Origin of the sequence: Acinetobacter sp. BSP-28 (assembly GCF_044130285.1) — a bacterium.
In the GTDB taxonomy this organism is placed as follows: Bacteria; Pseudomonadota; Gammaproteobacteria; order Pseudomonadales; family Moraxellaceae; genus Acinetobacter.
In genome coordinates, this window is record NZ_JBIQOB010000004.1 from 61,480 (window position 1) to 88,098 (window position 26,619).

General features: G+C 41.6%; 23 protein-coding genes and 1 tRNA gene. 10 read left to right on the plus strand and 14 right to left on the minus strand.

Going from position 1 to position 26,619, the window contains the following annotated elements; translation table 11 throughout:
- Window positions 1-56 precede the first annotated feature (56 nt).
- Entirely contained in the window at window positions 57-227 is a 171-nt protein-coding gene (locus ACE01R_RS03895; protein WP_395546434.1) for a PA1571 family protein, read from the plus strand.
- A 78-nt stretch (window positions 228-305) separates the two neighbouring features.
- Here the strand turns inward: ACE01R_RS03895 and ACE01R_RS03900 are convergent, their stop codons facing one another.
- The gene (locus ACE01R_RS03900) at window positions 306-1,691 is read right to left on the minus strand and encodes a wax ester/triacylglycerol synthase family O-acyltransferase (RefSeq protein ID WP_395546459.1); all 1,386 of its coding nucleotides are present in this window, start codon (window positions 1,689-1,691) and stop codon (window positions 306-308) included.
- A gap of 170 nt (window positions 1,692-1,861) precedes the next feature.
- The gene (locus ACE01R_RS03905; RefSeq protein ID WP_395546481.1) at window positions 1,862-2,593 is read right to left on the minus strand and encodes a phosphoadenylyl-sulfate reductase; all 732 of its coding nucleotides are present in this window, start codon (window positions 2,591-2,593) and stop codon (window positions 1,862-1,864) included.
- 199 nt (window positions 2,594-2,792) lie between these two features.
- On the opposite strand from ACE01R_RS03905, the gene thrH reads away from it, so the two are divergent.
- The gene (gene thrH / locus ACE01R_RS03910) at window positions 2,793-3,410 is read left to right on the plus strand and encodes a bifunctional phosphoserine phosphatase/homoserine phosphotransferase ThrH (RefSeq protein ID WP_395546482.1); all 618 of its coding nucleotides are present in this window, start codon (window positions 2,793-2,795) and stop codon (window positions 3,408-3,410) included.
- Window positions 3,411-3,485: 75 nt separating this feature from the next.
- On the opposite strand, the gene ACE01R_RS03915 is transcribed toward thrH, so the two are convergent.
- From ACE01R_RS03915 to ACE01R_RS03930, 4 genes are all read right to left on the minus strand, one after another.
- A complete protein-coding gene (locus ACE01R_RS03915) occupies window positions 3,486-4,646 on the minus strand; it encodes an OmpP1/FadL family transporter (protein WP_395546484.1) in 1,161 nt (386 codons plus the stop codon).
- A gap of 331 nt (window positions 4,647-4,977) precedes the next feature.
- Window positions 4,978-6,207, minus strand: coding sequence for an OmpP1/FadL family transporter (locus ACE01R_RS03920; protein WP_395546486.1), 1,230 nt, complete (start codon window positions 6,205-6,207; stop codon window positions 4,978-4,980).
- Window positions 6,208-6,760: 553 nt separating this feature from the next.
- Window positions 6,761-6,833, minus strand: a tRNA-Arg gene (locus ACE01R_RS03925).
- A gap of 90 nt (window positions 6,834-6,923) precedes the next feature.
- On the minus strand, window positions 6,924-8,279 hold the full coding sequence (locus ACE01R_RS03930) for an amino acid permease (protein ID WP_395546488.1): 1,356 nt from the start codon (window positions 8,277-8,279) through the stop codon (window positions 6,924-6,926).
- Between the two features lie 326 nt (window positions 8,280-8,605).
- Here ACE01R_RS03930 and prpF point away from each other — a divergent pair, with 326 nt between their 5' ends.
- Both prpF and ACE01R_RS03940 read left to right on the plus strand, forming a co-directional pair.
- Window positions 8,606-9,796: a 2-methylaconitate cis-trans isomerase PrpF gene (gene prpF / locus ACE01R_RS03935; RefSeq protein WP_395546499.1), complete on the plus strand. Its 1,191-nt coding sequence runs from the start codon at window positions 8,606-8,608 to the stop codon at window positions 9,794-9,796.
- Window positions 9,797-10,020: 224 nt separating this feature from the next.
- Window positions 10,021-10,929 (plus strand): polyprenyl synthetase family protein, encoded by a 909-nt coding sequence (locus tag ACE01R_RS03940; protein WP_395546520.1) that lies wholly within the window; start codon window positions 10,021-10,023, stop codon window positions 10,927-10,929.
- Between the two features lie 77 nt (window positions 10,930-11,006).
- Here the strand turns inward: ACE01R_RS03940 and putP are convergent, their stop codons facing one another.
- The 5 genes from putP to ACE01R_RS03965 form a co-directional block, all read right to left on the minus strand.
- Entirely contained in the window at window positions 11,007-12,497 is a 1,491-nt protein-coding gene (gene putP / locus ACE01R_RS03945) for a sodium/proline symporter PutP (protein WP_395546534.1), read from the minus strand.
- Window positions 12,498-12,676: 179 nt separating this feature from the next.
- Entirely contained in the window at window positions 12,677-13,531 is an 855-nt protein-coding gene (locus ACE01R_RS03950; RefSeq protein WP_200223885.1) for an SPFH domain-containing protein, read from the minus strand.
- A 14-nt stretch (window positions 13,532-13,545) separates the two neighbouring features.
- Window positions 13,546-14,019 (minus strand): NfeD family protein, encoded by a 474-nt coding sequence (locus ACE01R_RS03955; protein ID WP_395546566.1) that lies wholly within the window; start codon window positions 14,017-14,019, stop codon window positions 13,546-13,548.
- A gap of 98 nt (window positions 14,020-14,117) precedes the next feature.
- The gene (locus tag ACE01R_RS03960; protein ID WP_395546569.1) at window positions 14,118-15,035 is read right to left on the minus strand and encodes a patatin-like phospholipase family protein; all 918 of its coding nucleotides are present in this window, start codon (window positions 15,033-15,035) and stop codon (window positions 14,118-14,120) included.
- A 65-nt stretch (window positions 15,036-15,100) separates the two neighbouring features.
- A complete protein-coding gene (locus tag ACE01R_RS03965; RefSeq protein WP_395546593.1) occupies window positions 15,101-15,727 on the minus strand; it encodes a 1-acyl-sn-glycerol-3-phosphate acyltransferase in 627 nt (208 codons plus the stop codon).
- A 146-nt stretch (window positions 15,728-15,873) separates the two neighbouring features.
- Between ACE01R_RS03965 and ACE01R_RS03970 the strand changes: the two genes are divergently transcribed.
- From ACE01R_RS03970 to ACE01R_RS03990, 5 genes are all read left to right on the plus strand, one after another.
- Window positions 15,874-17,148 (plus strand): MFS transporter, encoded by a 1,275-nt coding sequence (locus ACE01R_RS03970; RefSeq protein WP_395546599.1) that lies wholly within the window; start codon window positions 15,874-15,876, stop codon window positions 17,146-17,148.
- A gap of 118 nt (window positions 17,149-17,266) precedes the next feature.
- The gene (locus tag ACE01R_RS03975; RefSeq protein ID WP_395546601.1) at window positions 17,267-18,382 is read left to right on the plus strand and encodes a porin; all 1,116 of its coding nucleotides are present in this window, start codon (window positions 17,267-17,269) and stop codon (window positions 18,380-18,382) included.
- 132 nt (window positions 18,383-18,514) lie between these two features.
- Window positions 18,515-20,182, plus strand: coding sequence for a phosphoethanolamine transferase (locus tag ACE01R_RS03980; RefSeq protein ID WP_395546602.1), 1,668 nt, complete (start codon window positions 18,515-18,517; stop codon window positions 20,180-20,182).
- A 9-nt stretch (window positions 20,183-20,191) separates the two neighbouring features.
- Window positions 20,192-20,869, plus strand: coding sequence for a response regulator transcription factor (locus ACE01R_RS03985; protein WP_395546604.1), 678 nt, complete (start codon window positions 20,192-20,194; stop codon window positions 20,867-20,869).
- 36 nt (window positions 20,870-20,905) lie between these two features.
- Entirely contained in the window at window positions 20,906-22,216 is a 1,311-nt protein-coding gene (locus ACE01R_RS03990) for a sensor histidine kinase (protein ID WP_395546608.1), read from the plus strand.
- A 53-nt stretch (window positions 22,217-22,269) separates the two neighbouring features.
- Here the strand turns inward: ACE01R_RS03990 and ACE01R_RS03995 are convergent, their stop codons facing one another.
- Window positions 22,270-22,962, minus strand: coding sequence for a phosphatase PAP2 family protein (locus tag ACE01R_RS03995; RefSeq protein ID WP_395546622.1), 693 nt, complete (start codon window positions 22,960-22,962; stop codon window positions 22,270-22,272).
- 207 nt (window positions 22,963-23,169) lie between these two features.
- On the opposite strand from ACE01R_RS03995, the gene ACE01R_RS04000 reads away from it, so the two are divergent.
- Window positions 23,170-23,856 carry an HAD family hydrolase gene (locus ACE01R_RS04000; RefSeq protein WP_395546648.1) on the plus strand — a complete coding sequence of 229 codons (687 nt, stop codon included), beginning with the start codon at window positions 23,170-23,172 and terminating at the stop codon, window positions 23,854-23,856.
- Window positions 23,857-24,255: 399 nt separating this feature from the next.
- On the opposite strand, the gene ACE01R_RS04005 is transcribed toward ACE01R_RS04000, so the two are convergent.
- Together ACE01R_RS04005 and ACE01R_RS04010 are read right to left on the minus strand one after the other, a co-directional pair.
- A complete protein-coding gene (locus ACE01R_RS04005) occupies window positions 24,256-25,443 on the minus strand; it encodes an ammonium transporter (RefSeq protein WP_395546651.1) in 1,188 nt (395 codons plus the stop codon).
- A 438-nt stretch (window positions 25,444-25,881) separates the two neighbouring features.
- The gene (locus tag ACE01R_RS04010) at window positions 25,882-26,607 is read right to left on the minus strand and encodes an amino acid ABC transporter ATP-binding protein (protein WP_395547942.1); all 726 of its coding nucleotides are present in this window, start codon (window positions 26,605-26,607) and stop codon (window positions 25,882-25,884) included.
- Window positions 26,608-26,619 lie beyond the last annotated feature (12 nt).

Sequence of the window (26,619 nt, forward strand, 5' to 3'; positions counted from 1 at the left end):
CACAGTAGCCAAAGCCAAAATCTCCCAGTTTTGGCTTAGCAAAAAAGAGGTATGACATGAGTATGAGCAAAGCAATTATTAAAAAAAGTTTGAATGTTTTAGAGAATAAACCAGCTCAGAGTGGTTATATTGTGGATGAGCAGGGCAAAGAAGTTCAAATTACATCTGCCATGATTCATTCAGTTTGCCATCAACTATTAAATCAATGTCGTGCAATTAAAAATTAATCTCATGCAATTACAAAATAAAGGGGCCTTTGAAAGGCCCCTTTATTAATTTACTATTCACTATTTTTGAAATAGCGGTTAACTCACCGCTCTTAACTTCTTTGGCGGGATATCTTGACCAACAATCTCTTCAAATCGCTGAATTTCATCTTCCAGGTGTGTGAGCAGATTTTGCATCTTCGGTAAGGCATCGCGACAACCTGTCAAACCCACTTCCAACTTATCTAAATAGCTGGTCATGGTAATATTGAGCGCCTGTCCATCCAGCACAATCGAAGCTGGATAAAGTGCATCCAGTTTTGCACCATTCCAGTAGAGCGGTTCGCGTGGGCCAGGTACGTTAGAAATCACAATATTGAATGCTTGGTGTTTAGGCATCATGCCTGACACAATATTCAAGCCGGCTGCACCATACACCAAGGCACTATAGTTCAAAATTTGATTTGAGTTCATGCGCTTAAAACGCTGTTTCGCATTTAACACGCTACGACGAATAATTTGCAGACGTTCCAATGGTGTTTCTTTATCTGTGCCCAAATTGGCTAGAATCATGGTAATGCGGTTAGAAACATCAGAATTATCATTACGAATGGAGGCAGGTACCATCGCGATCAGCGGTTTTTTCGGCAATGCATGTTGAGTGAGCAAATATTCACGCAACGCGCCGGAACAGATAGCGAGTACCACATCATTAATGGTCACCCCGAGTGCTTTGGCAATCTTACTTAAGCGGCCCAGTTCAAAAGATTGTGCGGCAAAACGACGAGAAGAGCTCACGCGTTGATTTAAGATACTTTTTGGCGCCTGAAAACTTGAAACATAGTCAGGATTACGCCCCATATCTTTAAAGATGGTCTGGGATAATTCATACATGACTTTTGGCGTTGCTTCCAATTGTTCTTTTAACGTCCCCATAATTTTTTTTATGCGGCTTTGTGGGGGAGTCTTAATGCGTTTAGCGCGGGGACCTTCAACACACCACAAGGGTACAATACTTTTAGTATTTGGATCATGTGACAGTGATTTTTCAACCAAGCGCATACCGGCAATACCATCTACCATGGCATGGTGAATTTTAAAGTACATGGCAAAGCGATTGCCCTCAATACCTTCAATAATGTTACAGGTCCAGAGCGGTTTGGCTCGATCAAGCAGTGCGCTATGTTCTTGTGAAATATAAGTCAGTAATTCACGGATTCGACCTGGATGCGGTAGTGCAATGTGACGGAAATGATGGTCCAAATCAAATTCTTGGTCTTCATCCCAAAATAGGCCATTGAGTTTATTATTAAAAGGCGCAACAGGAAGACATTTAGATTTACGAATATCAGCAACGAGATCTTGAATAAATGTGTCAGGTGCATTGTCAGGAATTTGAAATAGGAACAGTCCACCGACGTGCATCGGTTGCTGACGTTTTTCAAGAGACAGGAAAATAAAATCAATTGGGTGTAATGGACGCATAGCGTTGAATGCCTCACTGCAATGTCGTTGTCTGTTCTTATATGAACAGGCTTGTTAGAATTATATGAAAAGGTTTTTTTCAGTATATCTTTTTTCAAAAAGAAATGAACTGCTTAATGTGTAATGATAAGTTAAAAAAAATCACTGCATGACAGTGATTTTTAAAAATATTATTTTAAATTTCCAGCGTGTAACCCGCATTCTTTATGGGTTGCTTCTTCCCACCACCAGCGACCTTCGCGTTCATGCTGATTCGGCAATACAGGACGGGTGCAGGGTTCACAACCAATCGAAATAAAACCGCGTTCATGCAGCGGATTATAGGGAATTTCCATCATGCGAATATAGTTCCAGACGTCGCTGCTAGACCAGTTGGCAAGTGGATTATATTTAATCAGCTGTTTGCCCGGGCCTGAAAAACCTTCATCCGCTTGAACGACTGGAATTTCATTGCGCGTGCCTGGACTTTGATCTTTGCGTTGACCGGTAATCCAGCCATCCAAGGTTGCCAGCTTTTTACGTAAGGGTTGAACTTTACGGATACCACAACATTCCTTGTGTCCATCCTGATAAAAGCTAAAGAAACCTTTTTCGCTCACCAGTTTTTGCATCGCTTCTGTTTCAGGGAAGCAGATTTCGATCTCAATATTGTAGTGTTTACGAACCTGGTCGATAAATTGATAGGTTTCTGCATGTAAACGACCGGTATCTAGACTGAAGACACGAAATGGTTTGCCTAAATGAGAAGCCATATCAATCAAAACGACATCTTCAGCCCCTGAAAATGAAATGGCAATTTCACCTTCCTGACTTAAGGCAAGTTCCAGAATCTCGCTGGGAGATTTATCAGCATATTCAGATGCAAGTGCATCAACAAGGTCAATGGTAGGGATTGTAGTCATGACAGTTCCTGGCGTATAGGCTTGGACACTTAAAAACCTATATTAATTTAATTCACAATGATTCTAATAGAATTGAAATAATCTGCTTAGCACTTAAAAATAAATACTTATGAATAAAATAGATTTAAAAAACAGCACCTGAAATATCAAATTTTAAGCTATGATAGCGCAAAATTTTTCACTGACATTGGGAGAGCCCATGGAAATCGTATGTCTTGATCTTGAAGGGGTGTTAGTTCCAGAAATTTGGATTAACTTTGCCAAGAAAACAGGAATTAAAGCATTGGAAGCCACTACACGTGATATTCCAGACTACGATGTGTTAATGACGCAGCGCCTGAATATTTTAAAAGAGCACGGTTTAGGCTTAAACGATATTCAGGAAGTAATTGCTGATATGGGGCCATTCCCTGGGGCAAAAGAATTTGTGAAATGGGTAAGTACTCATTTTCAATTGATTATTCTTTCAGATACGTTCTATGAGTTTGCTCATCCTTTAATGAAGCAACTCGATTGGCCGACTATTTTCTGTCACAAGTTAGAAACTGATGAAAATGGCATGATCACAGATTATAAACTTCGTCAGCCTGATCAAAAGCGCCAAGCAGTTAAAGCGCTACACGGTTTGAACTTCCGTGTGATTGCAGCAGGCGATTCTTATAACGATACCACGATGCTTGGTGAGGCAGACCACGGTTTCTTGTTTGATGCACCAGAAAATGTGATTGCTGAATTCCCTCAGTTCCCGCCTATTCATGGTTATGATGCGTTAAAAGAAGCTATTCGTAATGCTTCAGTACGCAATATTCCAGCTTAATATTGTTAAGTCTATGGAATAAAAGAAGGGCGCCAATGGCGCCCTTTCTTGTTTAATCCTAATTTCTAACGCAAATTAGAAACGGTAACCGATTTTCAGACCATAACCTAAGGCATGGTTATCTTCAAAATCAGCTTTTACAGCGCCGCCAGTTTGAGCTTGTGCATCGCCTAACCAGAAGTATTTAACCCCAGCTTGAATAAAGTAGTTTTCAGCAGGACTGTATTGACCACCTAAGCCAACACTCCAATAACCTTCAGTTGGACCTAAAGTGGTTACAGGGTTACCAGCACCAGAGTCATAACCCACTGCTGCAGTTCCTGCCCATTTGCTGTTAAGTTTATGAGATAAACCTACAGTTGCAGAGTATTGATCGTCTGTGTAATCAATGAGATTTTGCTTCGCGCCTAATGCTGCAGTCGTATTAGCTAAAAATTTCGGGGTTACAACAAAGTTATCCCAATGTACCCAACGTAAATTAGCAAAAGCTAATGTGTTTGGAGCAACACCAGTTTGTAAGTCAACATTTACCGATTGAGGTGTGATCGCATCCACGCCTGCAGTTAACATTGGTCTTGTGCCAAATGGAGTTGTAAAAGTTTCCTCAGCTTGAGCTTTGTGCTTGATTTCAGAACGATAAGTAACTGCTGCTCTAAGCGCAATTTTAGGAATTTGATAAGCAAAACCAGCTGCCCAACCGTAAGCTTCTTTTTCATCCACTTTAATGTTGTAACCACTTAGTGTGCCTGCAGGTGGTTTTGCGTATGCATTACCACGTAATTTAATATCAGCTTCAACAGTTTGCCAAACCGGACCTGCATAGAAATTCCAGTTTTCATTTGGCTGATAACCGATTAAAGCAGTTAGATTGTTGGTTTTTACTTCAACAGAAGTGCCTTCAACACCATTGGCAAAGTTAGAACCATCCACTTGATAAGTCGCATCTGCACCATACGGTTGGTCATATAAAAGACCTAGAGAAATCTTGTCAGTAGCTTGTACTTTTACAGCTGCAGAAGGGAAGTAGTAATCATCACCCATGTCACCAACTTTGTGTCCACTGTTGTCTTTACCTTCAACAGTCGGATCTAAAACAGAAATACCTGCTTCTGCATAATTTCCTGGCTGTAAAAAAGCAGAAATTGATTGACCAGAACGGTCTAGGCCAGCAGCAAGAACTGAGGTTGATGGGATTAAGCTAAGTAAAATAGCTGAACGTAGAGCTGTAAACTTCATGGAAACATTTCCTTGTTGTAGCTTTATGTAAATAAATTTGAAGGAAAAGTAACATAAAAATAAAAAGAGTAAATGCTCAGCTTTGTTTGTGAAATGAACTATATAATTCAAAAAATGGACTTGAATAGAGTAAAAGTACTAACAATACTATTGTATATTAATGATTTATAAGTAAAAAAATAGAGTATTAGACTTAAAAAAATAGGGTGATAGAGGGAATTCTTTTTGATTAAATTTAGAACATATGGAAAAATATATTAAAAATAAGTTATGGAATGAAAAAAAAGACCATTGCGTACAATGGTCTTTTCATCAAATAGATTACATGATATTAGAAGCGATAACCGATTTTTAAGCCATATGCAAGTGCATCATTATCTTCAAAGTTAGCAACTGTATTAGCAGTGTCAAATTGTGCGCCAGATTGTGCTTTAGCATCGCCTAACCAGAAGTATTTAACACCGCCCGCGATGAAATAGTTTGGTGCTGGGCTGAATTGTAAACCTAGACCAACATTCCAATAGCCTTCAGTAGGACCAAGGGTAGATACAGGGTTGCCTGCACCAGAGTCCCAACCTACTGATACGTTACCAGCCCATTGTTCACTAAGCTTACGACCAACACCTACAGTTGCAGAAATTTGGTCATCGGTATATGCAACTAAATCAAAGCCATTTGGTTTCCCAGTACTCGCTGCAACTGCTGGATTTGCAGAGGCTCTACCAAATTTAGGTGGACGAATGGAGAAGTTAGACCATTCAACCCAGCGTACATTAGCAAATGCTACTGTATCTGCCATGATGCCGGTTTGGAAATCCAAGTTAATAGATTGTGGCGTTGTGATAGAGGTGTCTGTATTTGGTAGTGCGTTAAGGCCTGCAAATAAACCTGTATTAAAGGTTTCAGTGGTTTTCGCATCATGATCAATTTCAGAACGATAAGTTAAAGATGCTTTTAAGGCAATATCAGGAATTTGATAAGCAAAGCCAGCGAGCCAACCTACTGAACCATCTTCTTCCATATTGGCATTATAAGAACCAAATGTAGTACTACCGCCATATGCTAGACCACGTAATTTAACATCACCTTTAACAGTTTGATAAACTGGACCAGCATAAATGTTCCAGTTTTGGGTTGGCTGAAAGCCAAAAATCATAGAGATATTTTGTGTGTCTACTTCAACACTGGTTGACTCAGTAGCACTACGGAATAATCCTTCACCTGTTAAAGGGTTTAAAGTTGCATCAGCAGTCGAATATTCTGCATCTGCCCCAAATGGTTGGTCATAAATTAAACCAAAAGAGAAATTATCAGCAAGCTGTAACTTTAGTGCTGCTGAAGGAAAATAGTAATCATCGCCCATATCTGAAAGAGCGGATCCATTGGCATTTGCTTTACCTTCAACGGTTGGATCCAAAACAGAAATACCGGCTTCAAAATAGTTACCAGGTTGTAGGAATGCTGCAATAGATTGACCTGAGCGATCTAGTGCAGCTGCAAATGCACCTGTCATTGGTACGGTTGCAAGAATCATCGCGGTACTAAGAGTTTTTAATTTCATTCTGTGTCTTTCCTTGAGGTACAAATTTATTACGGCTGATTTATGTTTTGAATACGCTGAATTTGTTTTGGTAATATTGGTTATATAACCAGATATCATTTGTTACTCCATGTGACAAAAATAACACAATAAAAAAAAGAGTAAATGCTCTAGAAGAACTGTGGCGTTCAAAAAATCATCATATTAGAGTTTTTAATCTAAATTTTACTGAGTATTTGATATTAAGATATTGAAAAACTTAAATTAAATTTAAATTATTGTTTGATTAAAAAATAATCATTTATCGTGAAAAGTATAATATTGTTTTGTGATTTAGGTCTCTTTTTTAAGATGTGGATCAATTTAAAAACAGTTGTTCAAGGCATTAAATTTTAATTCATCCGTATAGTTAATCTTTAGGCTTAAGGGGGGAGTATAAAAATTCTGCTCGTTATCTTGGACAAGTAAATTTTTGAATAATGAAATTGAGGTGAAAGGATATTTGAAGCGGGTTCAATCAGATGGTTTTTTGAAATTCTTTTTTAGATGAACAGTGAATATCTTTTGAGCATTGTGCGCCCTGCGGGACTCGAACCCACGTCGGTCGCTTAGGAGGCAACTGCTCTATCCAGTTAAGCTAAGGGCGCAATGCGCAGCTAATTTAGCGTAAATACAGGTAAAAAAAAAGTTATTGTCGAAACAATAACTTTTAAAAATCATTTAAATGAATTTTGTGCTTAAGATTTCTTCGCATTTAGGCTTTTGAATAGGCCGAACATCAGCACAATCCAGATTGGAATCATCAGTACAGATTCTTTAAAACCTTGGGTCCACATAATATAAAGTACAGTCACAATGAAGATCAGCACCAAATAATTACTGATAGGAGCCCAAAGTGCCGGGAACTTGGTTTGAACCGCAGCTTTATTAACAGCTTGTTTGAATTTCAAATGCGTCAAACTAATCATGGCCCAGTTGAGTACCAATGCACCCACAACTACATACATCAAGTGGCCTAAAGCATCTTCTGGAACAAAGTAGTTTAAAAGCACACAGCCGAAAATGAGCAGGGCAGAGAATAAAACAGCAGGGATAGGCACACCTTGTTTATTCACTTTCAGGAACACTTTCGGTGCATTGCCTTGCTGTGACAGACCATAAAGCATACGGCTATTGGCATACATACCACTGTTATAAACAGACAGTGCAGCAGTCAAGATAATGAAGTTAAGTAAATGTGCTGCCCAGCCAATACCCAATTGACTGAAAATCATCACAAATGGACTTTTATCCAGACCACCCAGTTCCAGCTGGTTCCAAGGCACTAAAGATAAAAGAATCGTGAGGGAGCCAATATAGAAAATCAGGATACGAAACACCACCTGGTTAATGGCTTTGGGAATGGTCTTTTCAGGGTCCTTCGCTTCTGCAGCCGCCATACCAATCAGCTCAATACCACCGAAGGCGAACATGAGGAAGGCCAGCATATAGAATAAGCCTTCAAAGCCATTCGGGAAGAAACCACCGTGTGACCAAAGATTGCTAAATGAGGACGTTGATCCTGCATCTGCGGTCAGTAATAAATACAAACCGAAAACAATCATGGAAATAACAGCAGTCACTTTAATAATGGAAAGCCAGAATTCAGATTCTCCATAAAACTTCACATTGCCGAGATTGACTAGGGTAATGACAATGAAAAAGAACAGCACTGAAGCCCATGCAGGAATATGAGGCCACCAGTAATTGATATATTTAGCGACTGCAGTCAGCTCAGTCATGGCAACCAGAACGTACAAAATCCAGTAATTCCAGCCCGCCAGGAAACCCGGGAATTTGCCCCAATATTTATTGGCGAAGTGACTAAATGATCCTGCTACAGGTTCATGTACAATCATTTCACCCAGTTGGCGCATGATTAAAAAGGCGATTAAACCACCAATGGCATAACCCAAAATGATGGAAGGACCAGCAGATTGGATGACCTGTGCGGAACCTAAGAATAAGCCTGTCCCAATTGCACCGCCCATGGCGATCAATTGGATATGACGGTTCTTTAAGCCACGCTGAAGTTTAGAAGACTCGTTGTTCAAAGTATTCAGCCCGACAATGTTAAGGAAAAGGAGTGTAATGGATTGTAATAGATTGAAATGTATAAGCCTAGTACGGGCTCTAGAGAGGGATTGTTAAAAAATAATCATATAAAAAATATTTTATATATTCCTATTTTGAATCAATACATTAATTTTATTTTTTATTACATAAAATAAAATGAGGTAAATGATGAAAAAAAGTTTGGTATTCGTTTTTTATACTTAAGTCAAGAAAGCATCTATTTCATAAAAAAATCGCTATGATACTTTTTAGCATTTTGCTGACGGCGATGTACAACAATGATAAATGAAAGGATAAAAGAGAAATGAGTTTTGCTCCACAAATCAAGATTCCAGCAACCTATATGCGTGGTGGTACCAGTAAAGGTGTGTTCTTTAAACTGGATGACTTGCCGCAAGCTGCACAGCAGGCAGGAAAAGTGCGTGATCAGTTATTGCTGCGTGTGATTGGTAGTCCTGATCCATATGGCAAGCAGATTGATGGCATGGGTGGAGCAACTTCAAGTACCAGTAAAACCGTGATTTTGGCCAAAAGTGCCCAGCCAGATCATGATGTCGATTATTTATTTGGACAGGTTTCGATTGATCAGCCTTTTGTCGACTGGAGCGGTAACTGCGGTAACTTAACGGCTGCGGTGGGTTCATTTGCCATTTCCAATGGCCTGGTCAGTGCAGAACGTATTCCGGAAAATGGCATCTGTACGGTCCGCATCTGGCAAGTGAATATTGAAAAAACCATTATTGCCCATGTGCCGATCACCAATGGACAAGTGCAGGAAACCGGTGATTTTGAGCTGGATGGGGTAACTTTCCCGGCAGCTGAAGTTGCCATTGAATTTCTGGACCCGGCTGATGATGGCGAAGAGGGTGGAGCCATGTTCCCGACGGGCAATGTAGTTGATACCCTGAACGTTCCAGAAATCGGAACTTTCCAGGCGACCTTCATTAATGCCGGTATTCCAACCATCTTCCTCAATGCTGAAGATATTGGTTATGAGGGCACGGAATTACAGGATGCCATCAATGGCGATACGCAAGCCCTGGCACGTTTTGAAACCATCCGTGCCTATGGTGCAAAACAGATGGGGCTGATCCAGGACATTTCCGAAGCGGAAAAGCGCCAACATACCCCGAAAATTGCTTTTGTATCAAAACCTAAAGCCTATACATCTTCAAGCGGTAAAGATATTCAGAGTCAGGATGTCGATTTACTGGTGCGTGCCTTGTCGATGGGTAAACTGCATCATGCCATGATGGGCACAGCAGCAGTTGCCATTGGCACGGCAGCAGCCATTCCTGGAACTTTGGTCAATCTGGCTGCTGGTGGCGGTGCTCGTGAAGCAGTACGTTTTGGTCATCCTTCAGGCACTTTACGTGTGGGTGCACAAGCGGCTCAGGAAAATGGACAATGGGTGGTCAAAAAGGCTGTCATGAGCCGCAGTGCACGGGTATTAATGGAAGGGTGGGTCAGAATTCCGGAAGATAGCTTGAAATAGCAAACAAGATAGAGAAACTTGCGAGAAAGCAGTATCATGCTGCTTGTCATTGTGGAATGTGTAATTGTGTAGACAGCTATTTAAATACAATGGCTACTCATTGCTCACGTACATGATGAGTCGCAAGTTCTCCGTCCACGGTGACAAGAGCTTTTGTATATTCGATCAATGACCGATTTTAGATTTTTCGATCTATTCACCCAGGCAAAATATTCGAGGCGAATGTGTCATCTTTAACCGACGTCCCAGCAAATGTATTAATTTCAGCACAGCAACGTATTCAGCAGGATTTATTAACCGCATTAGATGCATTTTCCATTCCTGAGCCACTGAAAGGTGCTGTGCATCATGCGGTTATGCTGGGTGGAAAACGGGTACGTCCTGCACTGTGTTATGCGACCGCTGCTATTAAACCGAATGCAAATTTTGCTGCCGTGCGCCGTGCTGCAGTTGCCATTGAAATGATTCACTGCTATTCACTGGCCCATGATGATTTACCCTGTATGGATAATGATTCGCTACGTCGTGGTCAACCAACCTGTCATGTGGCTTTTGGGGAAGATACGGCATTGCTGGCGGGTGATATTTTGCAGTCGATGGCCTTTGAAATATTGGGCAGTCGCCTGTTTGATCAAGGCCCGGCAGTTGCTCCGGCCATTATTTTAAAACAGATGCAAATTTTGGCGACCGCCAGCTCGAAAATGGTCTGTGGTCAGGTTCTGGATTTACAGGCTGAAGGCAAGCGTGTGGATCAGGATGCTTTGGAAAATATTCACCGTAATAAAACTGGTGCCCTGATTTCTGCAGCCGTGATGATGGCAGCCGTGACTGTATTTGAAGGGACAGATGCTGCTATTCCTAAACTGCGTGAATATGCGCAAGCCATTGGACTGGCCTTTCAGGTCCAGGATGATATCCTGGATATTATTTCCGATACCGAAGTACTAGGAAAAACGGCTGGCAAGGATGAGCAAGTGGATAAATCGACCTATCCTGCACTCATGGGGCTGGAAAGAGCTCAAGCCTACGCCAAAGAGCTGCATGATCAGGCCTTTAATGCTTTGGAAATTTTTGCTGAGAATGCTGCTGAATTGAACCAGATTTCACAATTTTTACTGGCGCGTAAAAGTTAATATCATATAAATACAAAACAAAAGCATTAAAAAAGAGGACGATATGTCCTCTTTTTTATATGCAGAAACTCTAAAAATTATTTAGAGTCTTTATACAGGCGGTCACCTTCATCAAAACGGGTAGTGACTTCAGCTGAAGGTGCTTTACCCAGCAAGCTCACCACGACAATGGCAATGATTGAAGCAATAAAGCCAGGAATAATTTCATAAACACCGGTATCGCCCAACAGGTTTTTCCATAGAATTACCACAATAGCACCTACAAGCATACCGGCAAGCGCACCATTTAAAGTCATACGACGCCAGAACAAAGAAAGAATGATCAGTGGACCGAAAGCTGCACCAAAACCTGCCCATGCATAGGCAACCAGACCTAGAACTTTAGATTCAGGATTTCCAGCCATCCAGATCGCAAGTAAGGCAATCAGTAATACCATAAGACGGCCAATCCAGACCAGTTCGGTTTGCGTTGCATTTTTACGTAAGAAGGATTTATAGAAGTCTTCTGTTAAGGTACTTGAACACACTAAGAGCTGACAGCTCAGGGTACTCATCACCGCTGCTAAAATTGCCGCCAGAACAATACCTGCAACCCAAGGATTAAACAGGATTTTGGTCAATTCCATAAATACAGTTTCAGGATTGGCCGTCACAGCACCAGCCAGTTCCGGATGCTGCTGGAAGTAGGCAATACCAAAGAAACCAGCTGCCACTGCACCACCTAGACACAAAGTCATCCATGCCATACCAATACGGCGTGCATTTGGAATGGATTTCACCGAATCTGCTGCCATGAAACGTACCAGAATATGCGGTTGACCAAAGTAGCCCAGACCCCATGCCAGCAATGACATAATTGCAACAAAGCTTAAATCACCCATGACGTTCATGGCTTGTGGACGTGCAGCTTCCAATGCCAAAGTCATTTGTGACAGGTCTGAGAAACTCAAAATAGTCACAATAGGGGTGAGCAACAAGGCAAAAATCATCAATGTCGCCTGAATGGTATCGGTCCAGCTGACCGCGAGGAAACCACCAATAAACACATAACTAATGGTGGCAATCGCACTGACCCAAAGCGCTGTGCTATAGGACATGTCAAACATGCTTTCAAACAGACGTGCACCTGCAACCATGCCTGAAGCACAATAAATAGCAAAGAAAATCAAAATGATGAAAGCAGAAGCAATACGCAAGATTTTCTTTTGATCGTTAAAACGGTTGGAGAAATAGTCCGGCAAGGTCAGGGCATTGTGCTGTACTTCAGTGTGTACACGTAAACGTCCGGCAACCAGCAGCCAGTTTAGCCATGCACCAATAATCAAGCCAATGGCAATCCACATTTCAGATAAACCTGAAAGATAGATAGCACCAGGAAGGCCCATCAGCAACCAGCCACTCATATCTGAAGCACCGGCAGAGAGCGCTGTCACGAAACTACCTAAACGACGACCCCCTAAAATGTAATCAGAGAAATTGGCTGTCGCGCGATAAGCCATAAGGCCAATCGCGATCATGGCGACAATATAAAAAAGAAAGGTAATCAGGGTCGGATTCAGGGAGCTCATACGGTATCCAGTTACAAGGTGGACAGTAGATCGAAACACAGGCTTTTAAATAAAAAGCACAAATAATTTCAAAAAATAACGCGAAATTTAACCATAGATTAAAAAAAATTGCAGAGTTTTTCTCAAGGTAAATAAAAATAGACAGCAAAGGCTATCTATTTTTAAGAAAAAAGAGCGAGTTACTGATTGCGTCCCATCACTCCACGAATTGTATTCAGGATGTCTGCAGGTAAGACTACAGTCTTGGCATTATTGGACTTCGACATGTCCTGCATGGCTTTGACATATTGTTCACCAAGCAGGTATGCAACCGGAATTTCTTTATCACCCACTGCTGAAGTCACCATTTCAATGGCACGTTGTGAAGATTCAGCCAAGACCACTTGCGCTTCTGCATCACGACGTGAGGCTTCCAGGCGACCATCGGCCTCTAAAATCGCAGCCTGTTTTTCACCATCTGCTTTGGTCACGGTTGCACGACGTTGTCGTTCCGCAGCCGCCTGAGCTTCCATGGCTGCCTGCATGGTTGCTGACGGCTGGATATCCTGAATTTCTACAGTTTTCAGGGTAATGCCCCAATCGGAAATATCATCGGAAATGGCGGCTTTCAGTTTGGCTTTAATGTGATCACGTGAGGACAGGGCATCATCCAGATCCATTTCACCAACGATAGAACGCAGTGAAGTTTGTACCAGGTTTTGAATGGCCCAAGTATAGTTTTCAATGCCGTAAACTGCTTTTTCCGGTGTGGTGATATTAATGTATGCAACAGCATTCATGAGCAAAACCGCATTGTCACGGGTAATCACTTCCTGCGAAGGAATATCCAGCACAATATCTTTGGTGGTGACTTTATAAGCCACTTCATCAATATACGGAATGACAAAACTGAGTCCAGGTCCCAAAGTGGTATGGTATTTACCCAGACGTTGCACGATCCATTTATAACCCTGCGGGACAATGCGCACCCCTTTAAAAATGGTAACGCCGGCAAAAACCAGCAGTGCTAAAACAATAATCGTTCCACCAGACATGTTATTTCCTCACTTTATATATTTTCGTTATTGGGATTGTGGGGTTTAACCACCAGATCATTACCGGAAATTTCGACTACACGTACCCGATCTCCAACGCGTACCGGTGCTAAAGTTCGGCAGTTCCATTCATCTGAACCCAATACAGGCATTGGAAAACGTACCGTAATCAAGTCATGTTCCATATGGATTTGAATCACCATACCCACTTGACCGATGGTGGCTTCACGGGATAATCCGGCTTTGGTTTTATCAATAGAAAGCGGTTTGATAAACTTGAACCACAGCAGGGTGCATAGCACGGACAAAATAATCCAGGTAATAATTTGGGTGGTGAAGCCCATCATCGGGAACATCCAGTATAAAACCCCGACCATGATGGCACCGATGCCAAACCATAATGCAGCAAAAGCAGGCAGCATCAATTCAGAGAGCATGAGTAAAACACCCAATACAAACCAGTGCCAAGGTTCCAAAACAAATTCCATACATCTACTCGTGTATTGTAAAAATTGATATAGACGACTAACTGTCTATATCAATTTAGCAGATGAATAAGTCTTTGAATATTAAAAAAGCATAATTTTTAAATTCTGGATTTTGGTGCAGGTTTAAAGGCTGCGGGTGACTTTTTAAAATCGTTAATTGCCTTTTCAATAGAGCTGATTTTCAGCTGGGTCGCTTTTTCACCTTCCAGAATAGATTCATTACTGGCTTTTAAATCCAGGGTACCTAAATGTCCCACTTTAGGCTGAATGATCACATTGGCCTGGTTCAGTTCTTCATTAATGCTTTGTTGCCCCATAATATTGATGGTCTGGTCCAGCAGACCCCACATGTTCAGCGGTTTATTACCGGCTGGACGAGCAGAAATATCGACGGCAATGACAATATCTGCGCCCATGGCTTTCGCCGTTTTCACAGGAATAGGGCTGATCAGACCTCCATCGACATACTGTTTTCCACCAATGGTGGCAGGGACAAAGACATTCGGGATACTGCACGAGGCACGGACTGCCTGACCAGCATTGCCTTTAATAAATTCAGCTTTAGTGCCAGTGTCCAGACGGGTTGCAACAGCCGCAAAGCGAATCGGGAATTGTTCAATCGGTTTATTGGCAATATGTTTGTTGACGTAATTTTGCAACTTTTGACCCTGTACCACACCTTGACTGTTCAGTGTCAAATCGCGGATATCCGATTCTTTTAAAGTCAGGGCAATTTGCTGCAGTTGATAAGGTGTTTTGCCACTGGCATAAATACTGCCGACAAAACTTCCGGCACTGGTCCCAGTGACAATTTTGGGTTTAATGCCATGTGATTCTAAAACTTTCAGTACCCCAATATGGGCAAATCCTTTGGCTCCACCACCTCCTAAAGCTACGGCAACCACAGGTTCACGAGCCTTGATGGTCGTGGTTTGCGGTAGGGTTTTAGTCGCTTTATCACAGCCAACCAGACTCAACGCAAGCAGACCAGCTAAAGAGTATTGCACAAGATTCATAATGGAAATTGAACATTAATTAGACGAAAAGTTGCGCACATGACAGCAGATAATTGTGATTTTGACTAGCTATTTTTTATACGATTTTGTAACGGTTTGGCCAGCCAAGCGGGATTTTTGGCTGAAAATTTGCCGGTATAGTGATCTAAAATTTGTTCTACATCTTGCTCATAATTTCCTGTCGGCTGAAACACACCTAAACAGTGAATAGCTTTATGTTCATAATCCAGTGAAAACATCACAATCGGGATATGGGCACCTACTGCAATACGGTAAAAACCACTTCTAAACGATTCAGCCTGCTTGCGTGTTCCTTCCGGGGCCATGCCGACCCAGATTTGCTCTTGAGCATTGATGAAATCGATAATTTGCTGAGTTGTACCTTGTTGAATACTGCGATTGACTGGAATCACACCAATCCATTCAAGCAAGGGTTTTAGTGGCGTGTTAAATAAGGTGTGTTTGCCAAAAACCGTGATCTTGATGCCCAGTCCAAGCAGTGCGGTAAAACCATGCCAGGCATCGATATTCGATGTATGCGGGGAAATAATAGCGACCGCTTTCGGCAGGTTGGGAAATTCACCATCAAAACTCCAGCCTTGAGCCAGAAATATTTTTTTGAAAATATTTCGGCTTAAGTGACCACTACGGGCAGGCACTTGATCGGGCAAGGTCGGAAAGTGTTGAGTCATGGTGTTTTATTGGATTCCCTAGCAAATTTATCGACTTTTAAATATGTTAAGCTTTTGTAAAATAAGATTCATTGGCAAAATGTAAAGCATCATTCAGCTTGCTTGATCAAAATAGTCAATCCGGTTTTTGACCCTAAGGGCACCCTATGCCGAGTACACCTCACATTTATCTTCTGTTGTTCTCTTTGTATTGGGCACAAGGTTTACCTGTTGGTTTTATGACGCATGCCTTACCAGTAATTTTACGTGCCCAAGGGGTATCACTGGCACATATTGGCGGTTTCGGTTTATTGATGTTGCCCTGGTCGATTAAAATTTTCTGGGCTCCCTGGGTCGACCGTTTTGGACATTCAGCATTTGGACATTACCGTAGCTGGATTATTCCGACCCAGTTACTGAGTGTTGTTGTACTGATTGGCTTATCCTTTCTGCCGATTCAGGCTTTAAACCAACCTGAATATTTACTGGTTTTTTTTATTGCTTTACTGAGTATGAATCTGGTCGGTGCAACCCAGGATATTGCTACCGATGGTCTGGCGGTCAATATGCTGAACAGTCAGCAGCAGCATTGGGGCAACACCTTTCAGGTCATTGGCTCAAGATTGGGTTTTATTGTCGGTGGGGGAGCGATTTTATGGGCACTGGACTGGCTGGATTGGCAAAGCACTTTTTTGCTTTTAGCGGGACTGGTTCTGCTCAATACTTTACCCATTCTCTGCTTTAAAGAACCTGAGCGATTCAAGAATATTCAGCATGCAGCTGAAAAAGAGGTATTAAGCTGGCGAAAAATCAAAAATTATCTGTCTTATTTTTATCAAAGTCCGCATCTTACTGGCTGGTTGGCGGTGCTGATCACTTTTAAAGTGGCTGATGGCTTAGTCGGGCCTTTGCTGAAACCTTTAATGGTCGATATAGGACTGACATTTTCCCAGATTGGTATTTATGTGACCATGCTCGGTGCTGTTGCTGCACTGATGGGTGCAGGGCTTGCAGGATTGAGCCTGAAGTATATTTCCCGTGAACATGCATTACTTAGTTTTTCTATTCTGAAAATTTTCAGCCTGGCTGCATATGCATGGCTAGCCGTTCAATATGAGGCACAACGCTCTATTGACGTGTGGATCATTTATCTGATTAATGCTACTGAAGACATGATTTCAGCCATGCTTCTGGTGGTAATGTTGACTTTGGTCATGCAATACAGCCGCAAACATTTGGCAGGAACAGATTTTACTTTTCAGGTGGCGTTGATGGCAACCATGAGCGGGGGATTGTATAGCCTAAGTGGGATTTTTGCCGATATTTTGGGGTATGCAAATTATTTAAGTGTCATTACTTTGATTGCGATTTTATGTTTATGGACAATTTTCCGATGGATAAAATATTTTAAACAATGTAATAAAAACGCAACAAATCAATAATTTGACTATTTGGTGAGGCTAAATTATTAAAAATTATATATAAATATAAAATTAATTATTTTGTAATATAAGTCCTTTGTGTATGATTTGTTACAAAATAAACGAACGGACTATTGAAATGAAAACCAAATTAGCAACAGCGATTGCATTAAGCCTATTGGCAGGATCAACTTTTGCAGCACCCACTTTTTATGGGGAAATTGATGCAAGTATCGATTACTTGCCAGAAGACAATGCAAATACTTCTAGTAAAGATGTAGTAGAAGTAAGTTCTAACAGCTCTTTCATTGGTGTAAAGGGTGAAGAAAAACTGAACGATCGTTTAAGTGCAGTTTATGCCATTGAGTGGGGTCTTAGTGCAGATGGTGATAGCACAGACTGGACTACACGTAACCGTTTTGTTGGTTTAAAAGATGCTCAACTCGGTACTTTAAAAGTGGGTGCACATGACACTCCGCTGAAACAGCTTTCAAGCCCGGTGGATAGCTTTAATAACTATGTTGCAAATAAAGCCGATGTTACAGGCATCATGACCGGTGAAACCCGTGTTTCTAACGTCGTTGTTTATGAATCTCCAGCAATCGCCTTGCCTACAGGTGCAATTAAAGTGAATGCTTTATTGGCTTCTGGTGAAGATACAGGTATTTCAAAAGGCAATGGTTCTTCTAAAACTGCTGGTCGTGGTTTGGGTGATGCATGGTCTGCATCTGTAGTCTATGACAGCCCAGTGGTTGTGGCGGGTATTGCTTATGATAAAGCGATTCCAAGTAATTTTGCCGGTCGTGGAGTTCTAAATGCAGCTACACCTGAAGTGACTGCAGCAGCAGCAGGCAGTGCGTTTGCCGCAGCAAATACACTTCGTGCCATTGGTCGTGTAAACATTGATGGTGGTTTGGCATTAAAAGCACTTTATCAAACTTCTGAAGTAGAAGATGCTACAGGTAATGAGCCAGCAGCAGCAGATATCGATGATTCACAAGGCTGGTTGTTGGGTGCTGAATATAATCTTCCAACAGCTAAAGCTTGGACTGTAAAAGCTCAATATAGCCAAAATACAACCAGCTTTAAATCAGCAAAATCAGACTTTGATGCACAACAAATTTTTGTTGGTGCAGACTATGCATTTAACAAACAAGTCAAAGCTTATGGTTATGCAGGTTACTTGACCCTCGAGCAGGGTGATCTTGAAACCAAACAACCAGTTATCGGCACAGGCTTGGAATATAAATTCTAATCCTTCCGTTATTTTTGTTTTGCAAAAGGCGATGTTTTACATCGCCTTTTTTATTACTGTTTTCTTATATTAAGTGAATTTTAAGTTTGGTATTTTAGATTAAGGCATCAGTAGAAAGATTAGCCAATAGTCATGTCAAATATAATCAGTCCTATACGCGATAAGATAAAGCCGATTTCATTAAGCCAGTTTAATTTATTGCTGGCAATCTGGCTGGGCGCGATTTTAAATTTTGCCTTTTTTCAGAAAATCCAAAGTTTGACCCCATACCAAGGCCCAAAAGCCTACTTGTTTTTGATGGCAACGGTATTGGTGATTGTTGCTGCCTATAACCTGATTTTTCAGCTGATCCAGTGGAAATGGAATGCAAAAATATTTGCCGCACTCTTTTTATTGGTGGGTGGTTTTACTGCATATTTTGTTAATAGCCTGGGTGTGGTGATTTCTCCAGAGCAAATTCAAAACATGATGCAAACCGATGCACGCGAACTCGGCGATTTATTGTCGTTACAGTTTGTAGTGTGGACAGTTGTTTTTGTTTTATTTCCGATCTTTTGTATCAGTCTGGTCCGTATCAAAACTGAATCTTTGCCTCGTAAAGTGATTAAAAAGCTGTTGAGTGGCGTTGCATCATTGCTGCTGGTTGGTGCTTTATTATTTCTTTTCTACGTTGATTATGCTGCAATTTTTCGTGAACATCGTGATTTAAAAGGCATGATTTCTCCACAAAATGCCATCGCATCGACTCTATCCTATTATCACAAATCGGCACCGAAAAAGAATTTACCTTTAGTTCGTTATGGTGAAGATGCTCATTTGCTTCAGCCAGTCAATGAGCAGGCTAAACCTAAGCTCATGGTGCTGGTGGTGGGTGAAACCGCACGTGCAGAAAGTTTTTCATTGAATGGTTATGCCAAAAATACCAATCCTGAACTCTCTAAACTGGACATTATCAATTTTAGTCAGGTGAGTTCATGTGGTACAGCAACCGCCGTGTCCGTACCATGCATGTTCTCTGGCATGCCTCGAAAAGATTATGACGAGCAGCTTGCCAGTCACCGGGAAGGATTACTCGATATCGCACAGCGTGCAGGCTATAAAGTGACCTGGATGGATAATAACTCAGGGTGTAAAGGTGCCTGTGACCGGGTTGACCAGTATCAGATTCCGCAACAGTTAAAAGAGAAATGGTGTGCGAAAGATGGTGACTGTTATGATGAAATTCTGGTGGATAGTTTAAAAACTTATCTGGCTGCGATTCCTGAAAATGACAAGACTCCACGTTTAATTGTCCTACATCAGATGGGTAGTCATGGACCTGCTTATTATCAGCGTTCGAAAGTACCCTTCCAGCCTTTTAAACCAAGTTGTGACAGCAATGCGATTCAAGGTTGTAGTCGTACAGAATTGTTGAATAGTTATGATAATTCAATTGTATATACCGACCATGTTTTAAGTTCACTCATTCAGGTGTTAAAAGGCAACAGCACTTATCAAACCGGGTTCTGGTATCTGTCTGATCATGGTGAATCGACAGGAGAACATGGTTTATATTTACATGGCTCACCTTATGCGATTGCACCTACCCAACAAACTCATGTTCCCATGCTGATGTGGTTTTCACCTGAATGGACCCAGCAAAATTCTGCGCAAATCACTTGCTTAGCCAAGCAAAAAAGCAAAGAATTAAGTCAGGATAATTTATTCCCAAGTCTGTTAAGTTTGCTGGATGTCAAAACCCAAACTATTGATGAACAAAACAATATGTTGCAACAGTGTCAGTCAAAACAGAAAGTATGAGTTTAAAGCATGGCTAAAATATTGATCATTGAAGATGATTTCATGATTGCTGAATCCAGCATCACTTTGCTGAAATATCAGCACTTTGATGTGGAATGGGTTAACAATGGCATTGACGGTTTAAAAAAACTCACGCAAGAAAAGTTTGATATCGTCCTGCTCGATCTGGGCTTGCCGATGATGGACGGGATGCAGGTGTTGAAACAGATTCGCCAGCAATGGCCAGCTTTACCTGTGCTGATTATTTCAGCACGGGATCAACTGCAAAACAGAGTGGATGGATTGAACAGTGGGGCAGATGACTATCTGGTCAAACCCTATGAATTTGATGAACTGTTGGCCCGCATCCATGCTTTATTACGCCGCAGTGGAGCTGAGTCTGCGCTTCAGGACAGTCAGCAAATTTTAAGTTATGGTGAACTGACTCTGGATGTCGAACAGCACATTGCCAAGTTTAAGGGGCAATATATTGACCTGTCTAATCGTGAATGGGCGATTTTGATTCCCTTAGTCAGTCATCCAAACAAGATATTTTCTAAAGCCAATTTAGAAGATAAATTGTATGATTTGGATAGCGAAGTAAGTAGTAATACCATTGAAGTGTATGTGCATCACTTACGCGCCAAACTCGGTAAAGATTTCATTTGTACTATTCGTGGCTTAGGTTATCGACTGGGACAACTATAAACTCAGACAACGAAAAAATCAGCTAGAAGGTCAGCCGTGCAGTCACAGTATTCATTAAAAAAACGCCTGATTATTTATGTTTCTGTTTTTAGTATTGCCTTGGGCTGCTTGCTGATTTTTTCTGCTTACCGCATTGCACTGCAGGAAATTAATGAAGTGTTAGATGCGCAGATGCAGAATCTGGCAGAACGCGTCGCGCAGCATGATCCTGAACCGGTGCAAAGCCAGTTTGATCAAGCCAAGCACTATCACGAAGAAGACCTGTTTGTAGATGTCTGGTCTTATGCAAATGAAGAACATAAAAACCATACGATAAATTTGTTGGTTCATCCTGTGAAAAAAGCAGGATTTTATACCCATAAAACCGCACAAGGGGTCTGGCATACTTACATCCTGCCTTTAGAACATTATCAGGTTCAGGTGAGTCAGCAGCAATCGACACGGCAGCATTTAGCCTTAGAACTTGCGGGCAGTATGTTTATTCCTTATTTACTGTTTATGCCCTGTGTCATCTGGGGGCTGAGCTGGATTATTAGCCGCAGCCTGCAGCCTTTGCATGATTTTAAAGCGGAGTTGGCACAGCGTGGTTCGGAGGAGTTAAGTGCCATTCAATCAAATGCTTATCCGCTTGAAATTGTGCCGACCATTACCGAAATGAATCATTTGTTTGAGCGGATTTCCTCTGCACAGCAGGAGCAGCGACAGTTTATTGCCGATGCAGCACATGAGCTTCGTACACCCATCACCGCATTAAATTTACAGATGAAAATTCTGTTAAAACAGTTTCCTGATGCTCAGGAACTACAGAATTTAAGCAAAGGGTTAATCCGGATCCAGCATCTGGTCAGCCAGTTGCTCAGTCTGGCGAAACAGGATGCTTCCATTCTGGAGGTCGAAACCAAACAGCAGTTTCTACTGAATCAGGTCGCGGTGAATTGTGTAGAACAGCTCGTTCATCTAGCCATGCAAAAAGAAATTGATCTGGGTATGGAACGTCAGGAAGATGTGCTGCTGTATAGCCAGGAATCCGCGGTACATTCCATTATTTATAACCTGATTGATAACGCGATTAAATACACGCCGAATCAGGGAGTGATTAATGTGTCTGTATATCAACAGGCCGGTTTCGCCATGATTCAGGTGGAAGATAGTGGACCCGGAATTTCCCCTGAACTGTATGAAAAAATTCTTAAACGCTTTTATCGTATCCATCATCACCTGGAAATAGGCAGTGGTTTGGGGCTTTCTATTGTCGATAAAGCCACAGAGCGATTAGGTGGCAAGATTTCATTTTCCAAGAGTGCCAGCTTGGGTGGCTTGCAGGTCAATGTGCAATTGCCACTCTAGCAGATACTTTTTGGCCGATGGGTTTTAGCAGATAGGTTTTAGCTGTTGAGTTTCTAGACAGGTCTTTTCATGCTTTGTGGTAGGTCAAATCTTTTATAGTTCAGTAGATAAAAGCCTACATTGACGAACCAAATAATCCATGCGGTCCATAAATTATGACTGAGAAAATGTGCTCCGCGCATCATTTGCGCCCAGCCCATGGCAAAGCCTAAAATAAGCCCCGAGATTAGAAAAAAATAGGCACGCTTTTTATCGGAAAGCCTAAATACAAAAAATCCGGCCATCAGTGCAAAGCCGGTAGAAGCATGTCCACCAGGGAAACAGTGTCCTTTAGTTGCGGAAAAATCCCAGAAAAAACCTTGATGGGTAGGAATGGTGATATTCCAGGGACAGGCATGGGCAGATTGTGATTTTAATAAGCCAATAATCGAGGTTGAAAGGATAACGAGACCAAAGAAATAACCATAGTTCCAGCGTAAAGCTTTGACTTTCTCAAACTTGAACGATGCCAGCCAGATGATCAAAAAGCCGACATAAACCGCAATAATCAGATCTTTGACATAACGATGGTTCAGTTCAGCTAAATACCAATTGTCACGTAACAGGAATTTTCCAGATTCACTAACCCAAGGATGAATCAGCGCCAGATCCAATGCGCCCCCGATCGGGAAGCAAACCAAAAGCAGACAAAAACTGATGATGAGGAAACAGCCCTGATAGAGCATGAAGCGTTGCTTATCGTGCATAGTAAAGATCAATTGATTTTAGTGCCGCGATTACAACAATAAAAACTTAATCCAGACTTAAGCGAGCTTGAATCGGTGAGTAAAAATTGGTGTAGATGTATGGATTGTATGATGTTGTGTCAAATGCTGATAAGCATATCCAAGAAAGAGCATAATGGGATAAAGCTTTAATGCTACATTAGAGGCAAGATTGCTATAGGTATTCAAATGACGATTCGTGCTGTTCTATTCGACCTGGATAATACCTTAACGCATCGTGATCAAAGTATTCTGGCGTATAGTCAATATCTGGTACAGGTCTATCAGCGCCAGTTACAGCATGATGCAATTGGGGAGATTCAGGCGATTATCCGTCGCATTGATAATGGTGGCTACCCGAAAAAAGAATTGCTCACCCATCCCAGTATTGCTGCGTCTGTGGCTCATGCTTTGCTACAAGAATTAAGCTGGAAAAGCCAGCCGGATTTGGATGAGCTCACCCAGTTCTGGTTTCAGCAATTTGGATTATCCGCAGTGGCCATGCAGGGTGCCAGTCAGCTCTTGAGTGAATTAAAACAGGAGGGTTATCAGCTTGCAGTTATTTCAAATGGTGGACATGCTACCCGATTAACCATTTTACAAGGTTTGGGCTTTAGCCATTATTTTAATGAAATCGTCAGTTCTGAACTGGTTGGTATCAGTAAACCGAATCCGGAAATTTTTCTCTATACCAGTCAAAAGTTAGCTGTTGCGCCAGAGAACTGCCTTTTTGTGGGAGATCATCCAGTCAATGATGTACAAGGGGCAATGGATGCCGGTATGCAGGCGCTATGGCTACAGGGATTTCATGAAGCTAAACAACCTCAGCCCATAAATAGCATTCAAAGTCTGGCTGAAATTAAGCAGTTTTTATGATGTTGATGATATTTAAAATTAGATTTTCTAAATTACCACGGCCTCATATTTAAGTGATTTCATTTTGATACCTCTGCGTAGGCAATGTCTCTACTTTTGAAAGGTCAAAAGTAGCCAAAAACCTTTTGTTTCCCATACACGACATCCTTGTTGTGATGAGAAACGTTGTGGCATCCATGCCACATTCATGAATCAAATACCTACTAAAATCTATTTTAACTTTGCATTACGAACAATTTGTAGTCATTGAAAATGATTTATGAAAGAAGTCTATTCAATAAGGAAAAACTGTTTAAGACAGTTAAATCTAAGAAATAAAAAGCGACTCTTTTGAGTCGCTCTGAAAAACATGATTGATTTTAAACGTTCAGCTTAAACCATCAGCTTAAACCATCAGCTTTAAAAAATGGTTTCTTCCGAATTGGCTGAAATTTTATGGATCGATAAATCTGCACCACGGAATTCATCTTCTTGTGATAAACGAATGCCCATAATCATTTTAAGTACGCCGTAAACTACAAAGCCGCCAGTGAGTGCAATCGAGATTGCCAGTAAAGTACCAATCAGTTGAGAGATGATTGAAACACCACCTAAACCGCCGAGCCATTGTTGTCCGAAAACTCCTACGGCCAGACCACCAAAGGTTCCGCATACGCCGTGTAATGGCCAAACACCAAGTACATCATCCACTTTCAGTTTGTTTTGGGTATAAGTGAACAGTTTGACAAAGATGATACCGGCAATGGCGCCAATAATCAGTGCGCCCACTGGGTGAACCACATCCGAACCTGCACAGATCGCCACCAGACCAGCCAAAGGACCATTGTGCAAGAAGCCCGGGTCATTTTTGCCCATGAAGTTGGCTGCAATGGTACCACCGACCATGGCCATCAGTGAGTTAATGGCAACCAGTCCAGAGATGGCATCCAGACGTTGTGCACTCATCACGTTAAAACCAAACCAGCCGACAATTAAAATCCATGAACCCAGCGCCAAAAAAGGAATGGATGAAGGAGGATGTGCACTGACACGCCCATCTTTTTTATAGCGGCCATGACGTGCGCCCAGCAAAATGACTGCTGCGAGTGCAATCCAGCCACCCATGGCATGCACCACGACTGAACCGGCAAAATCATGGAAACCTGCACCGAAAGCTTTTGCCAACCAGCCTTGTAATCCTAAATTGCCGTTCCAGGCAATACCTTCAAAGAAAGGGTAGACCAATGCCACTAATAATAATGTGGCAATCGCTTGGGAACGCATTTTGGCCCGTTCTGCAATACCACCAGAAATAATAGCCGGGATGGCAGCAGCAAAGGTGAGCAGGAAGAAGCAGCGCATCAGGTTATAGCCATGATCTGCGGCTAAGATTGCACCGATATGAAAAAAATGTTGTCCATAAGCAATATAGTAGCCGAAAAAAAAGTAGGCGATGGCAGAAATGGAGAAATCTGTCAAAATTTTACTCAGGGCATTGACCTGATTTTTATGTCGTACTGTGCCCAGTTCCAGGAATGCAAAACCTGCATGCATGGCTAAAACTAAAACTGCACCAAGAAGGAGAAAGAGTAAATCTATATTTTGCATTTTATGGCTCCATTTTAGTGCTTAAAATCACAAAAAGAAGATCAGTATAACCATGTGATTGTTTTCGTGAAGATGGTCGAAATGGGAAAATTTTGATTAAGGCGGAGAAAAAAACAACAAGACTCGATATAAAGCAATCACTTGCTGAAGAGTGGATGTTATGCGCTATTATGGTGCGCTATTGTTTAATTTAAATTATAAATAAATATATGATAACTGAATAAAATTTAATATTTTTAAAGAATTTGATTTTATGAGGTTTTTATAGCACTGAATAGTGGCAAGTTTAGCCCGATAAAAATTTAAATGTAATCGTCGCTTATCATCAAGAAAAAATGAAAAATATCTTTTAATAGGTCCTAGTTTGGTTCAATTTTAGAAATTGATCATAAAAAAACCAAGCCACTAGCTCGGGGCTTGGTTGAAATACACACTATTTTAGTGCAGGATTTTATTTAAGAACTGCTGAGCACGCTCACTGCGTTGGGTATTAAAAAACTCATCTTTGGTACAGTCCTCAACAATTTTCCCCTGATCCATAAAGATCACCCGGTTAGCCACCTGACGAGCAAAGCCCATTTCGTGTGTCACACACATCATGGTCATGCCTTCTTTGGCCAGTTCCACCATCACATCTAGCACTTCATTAATCATTTCCGGATCCAGTGCCGAAGTTGGCTCATCAAACAGCATCGCAATCGGGTCCATGCTTAAGGCTCGAGCAATGGCAACACGTTGCTGCTGGCCACCGGACAGCTGAGCCGGAAACTTGCTGGCATGAGCACTCAGTCCAACCCGGTCCAGGTAGGCCAAGCCTTTTTTCTTGGCTTCAGCTTCAGAACGGCCTAACACTTTAATCTGGGCAATGGTCAGATTTTCGGTAATGCTCAAATGCGGGAAAAGTTCAAAATGCTGGAACACCATACCCACACGGCTACGCAGTTTGGTCAGGTCGGTTTTTGGGTCTTTGACGGAAATACCATCTACAATAATATTGCCTTGCTGAAAGGGTTCCAGACCATTCACAGTTTTAATCAGGGTCGATTTACCTGAACCTGAAGGCCCGCACACAACCACCACTTCCCCTTGGTGAATCTGGGTGGTGCAGTCGGTCAGTACCTGAAAATCTTTGTACCATTTACTGACATTTTGCAGATCAATCATTACTTTACCATC

What these genes read in the sequence shown, in the direction of transcription:
- ACE01R_RS03895 (WP_395546434.1), top strand. Translation starts at nt 57, where the DNA reads ATGAGTATGAGCAAAGCAATTATTAAAAAAAGTTTGAATGTTTTAGAG.
- ACE01R_RS03900 (WP_395546459.1), bottom strand. Translation starts at nt 1,691, where the DNA reads ATGCGTCCATTACACCCAATTGATTTTATTTTCCTGTCTCTTGAAAAA.
- ACE01R_RS03905 (WP_395546481.1), bottom strand. Translation starts at nt 2,593, where the DNA reads ATGACTACAATCCCTACCATTGACCTTGTTGATGCACTTGCATCTGAA.
- thrH (WP_395546482.1), top strand. Translation starts at nt 2,793, where the DNA reads ATGGAAATCGTATGTCTTGATCTTGAAGGGGTGTTAGTTCCAGAAATT.
- ACE01R_RS03915 (WP_395546484.1), bottom strand. Translation starts at nt 4,646, where the DNA reads ATGAAGTTTACAGCTCTACGTTCAGCTATTTTACTTAGCTTAATCCCA.
- ACE01R_RS03920 (WP_395546486.1), bottom strand. Translation starts at nt 6,207, where the DNA reads ATGAAATTAAAAACTCTTAGTACCGCGATGATTCTTGCAACCGTACCA.
- prpF (WP_395546499.1), top strand. Translation starts at nt 8,606, where the DNA reads ATGAGTTTTGCTCCACAAATCAAGATTCCAGCAACCTATATGCGTGGT.
- putP (WP_395546534.1), bottom strand. Translation starts at nt 12,497, where the DNA reads ATGAGCTCCCTGAATCCGACCCTGATTACCTTTCTTTTTTATATTGTC.
- ACE01R_RS03950 (WP_200223885.1), bottom strand. Translation starts at nt 13,531, where the DNA reads ATGTCTGGTGGAACGATTATTGTTTTAGCACTGCTGGTTTTTGCCGGC.
- ACE01R_RS03955 (WP_395546566.1), bottom strand. Translation starts at nt 14,019, where the DNA reads ATGGAATTTGTTTTGGAACCTTGGCACTGGTTTGTATTGGGTGTTTTA.
- ACE01R_RS03960 (WP_395546569.1), bottom strand. Translation starts at nt 15,035, where the DNA reads ATGAATCTTGTGCAATACTCTTTAGCTGGTCTGCTTGCGTTGAGTCTG.
- ACE01R_RS03965 (WP_395546593.1), bottom strand. Translation starts at nt 15,727, where the DNA reads ATGACTCAACACTTTCCGACCTTGCCCGATCAAGTGCCTGCCCGTAGT.
- ACE01R_RS03970 (WP_395546599.1), top strand. Translation starts at nt 15,874, where the DNA reads ATGCCGAGTACACCTCACATTTATCTTCTGTTGTTCTCTTTGTATTGG.
- ACE01R_RS03975 (WP_395546601.1), top strand. Translation starts at nt 17,267, where the DNA reads ATGAAAACCAAATTAGCAACAGCGATTGCATTAAGCCTATTGGCAGGA.
- ACE01R_RS03980 (WP_395546602.1), top strand. Translation starts at nt 18,515, where the DNA reads ATGTCAAATATAATCAGTCCTATACGCGATAAGATAAAGCCGATTTCA.
- ACE01R_RS03985 (WP_395546604.1), top strand. Translation starts at nt 20,192, where the DNA reads ATGGCTAAAATATTGATCATTGAAGATGATTTCATGATTGCTGAATCC.
- ACE01R_RS03995 (WP_395546622.1), bottom strand. Translation starts at nt 22,962, where the DNA reads ATGCACGATAAGCAACGCTTCATGCTCTATCAGGGCTGTTTCCTCATC.
- ACE01R_RS04000 (WP_395546648.1), top strand. Translation starts at nt 23,170, where the DNA reads ATGACGATTCGTGCTGTTCTATTCGACCTGGATAATACCTTAACGCAT.
- ACE01R_RS04005 (WP_395546651.1), bottom strand. Translation starts at nt 25,443, where the DNA reads ATGCAAAATATAGATTTACTCTTTCTCCTTCTTGGTGCAGTTTTAGTT.
- ACE01R_RS04010 (WP_395547942.1), bottom strand. Translation starts at nt 26,607, where the DNA reads ATGATTGATCTGCAAAATGTCAGTAAATGGTACAAAGATTTTCAGGTA.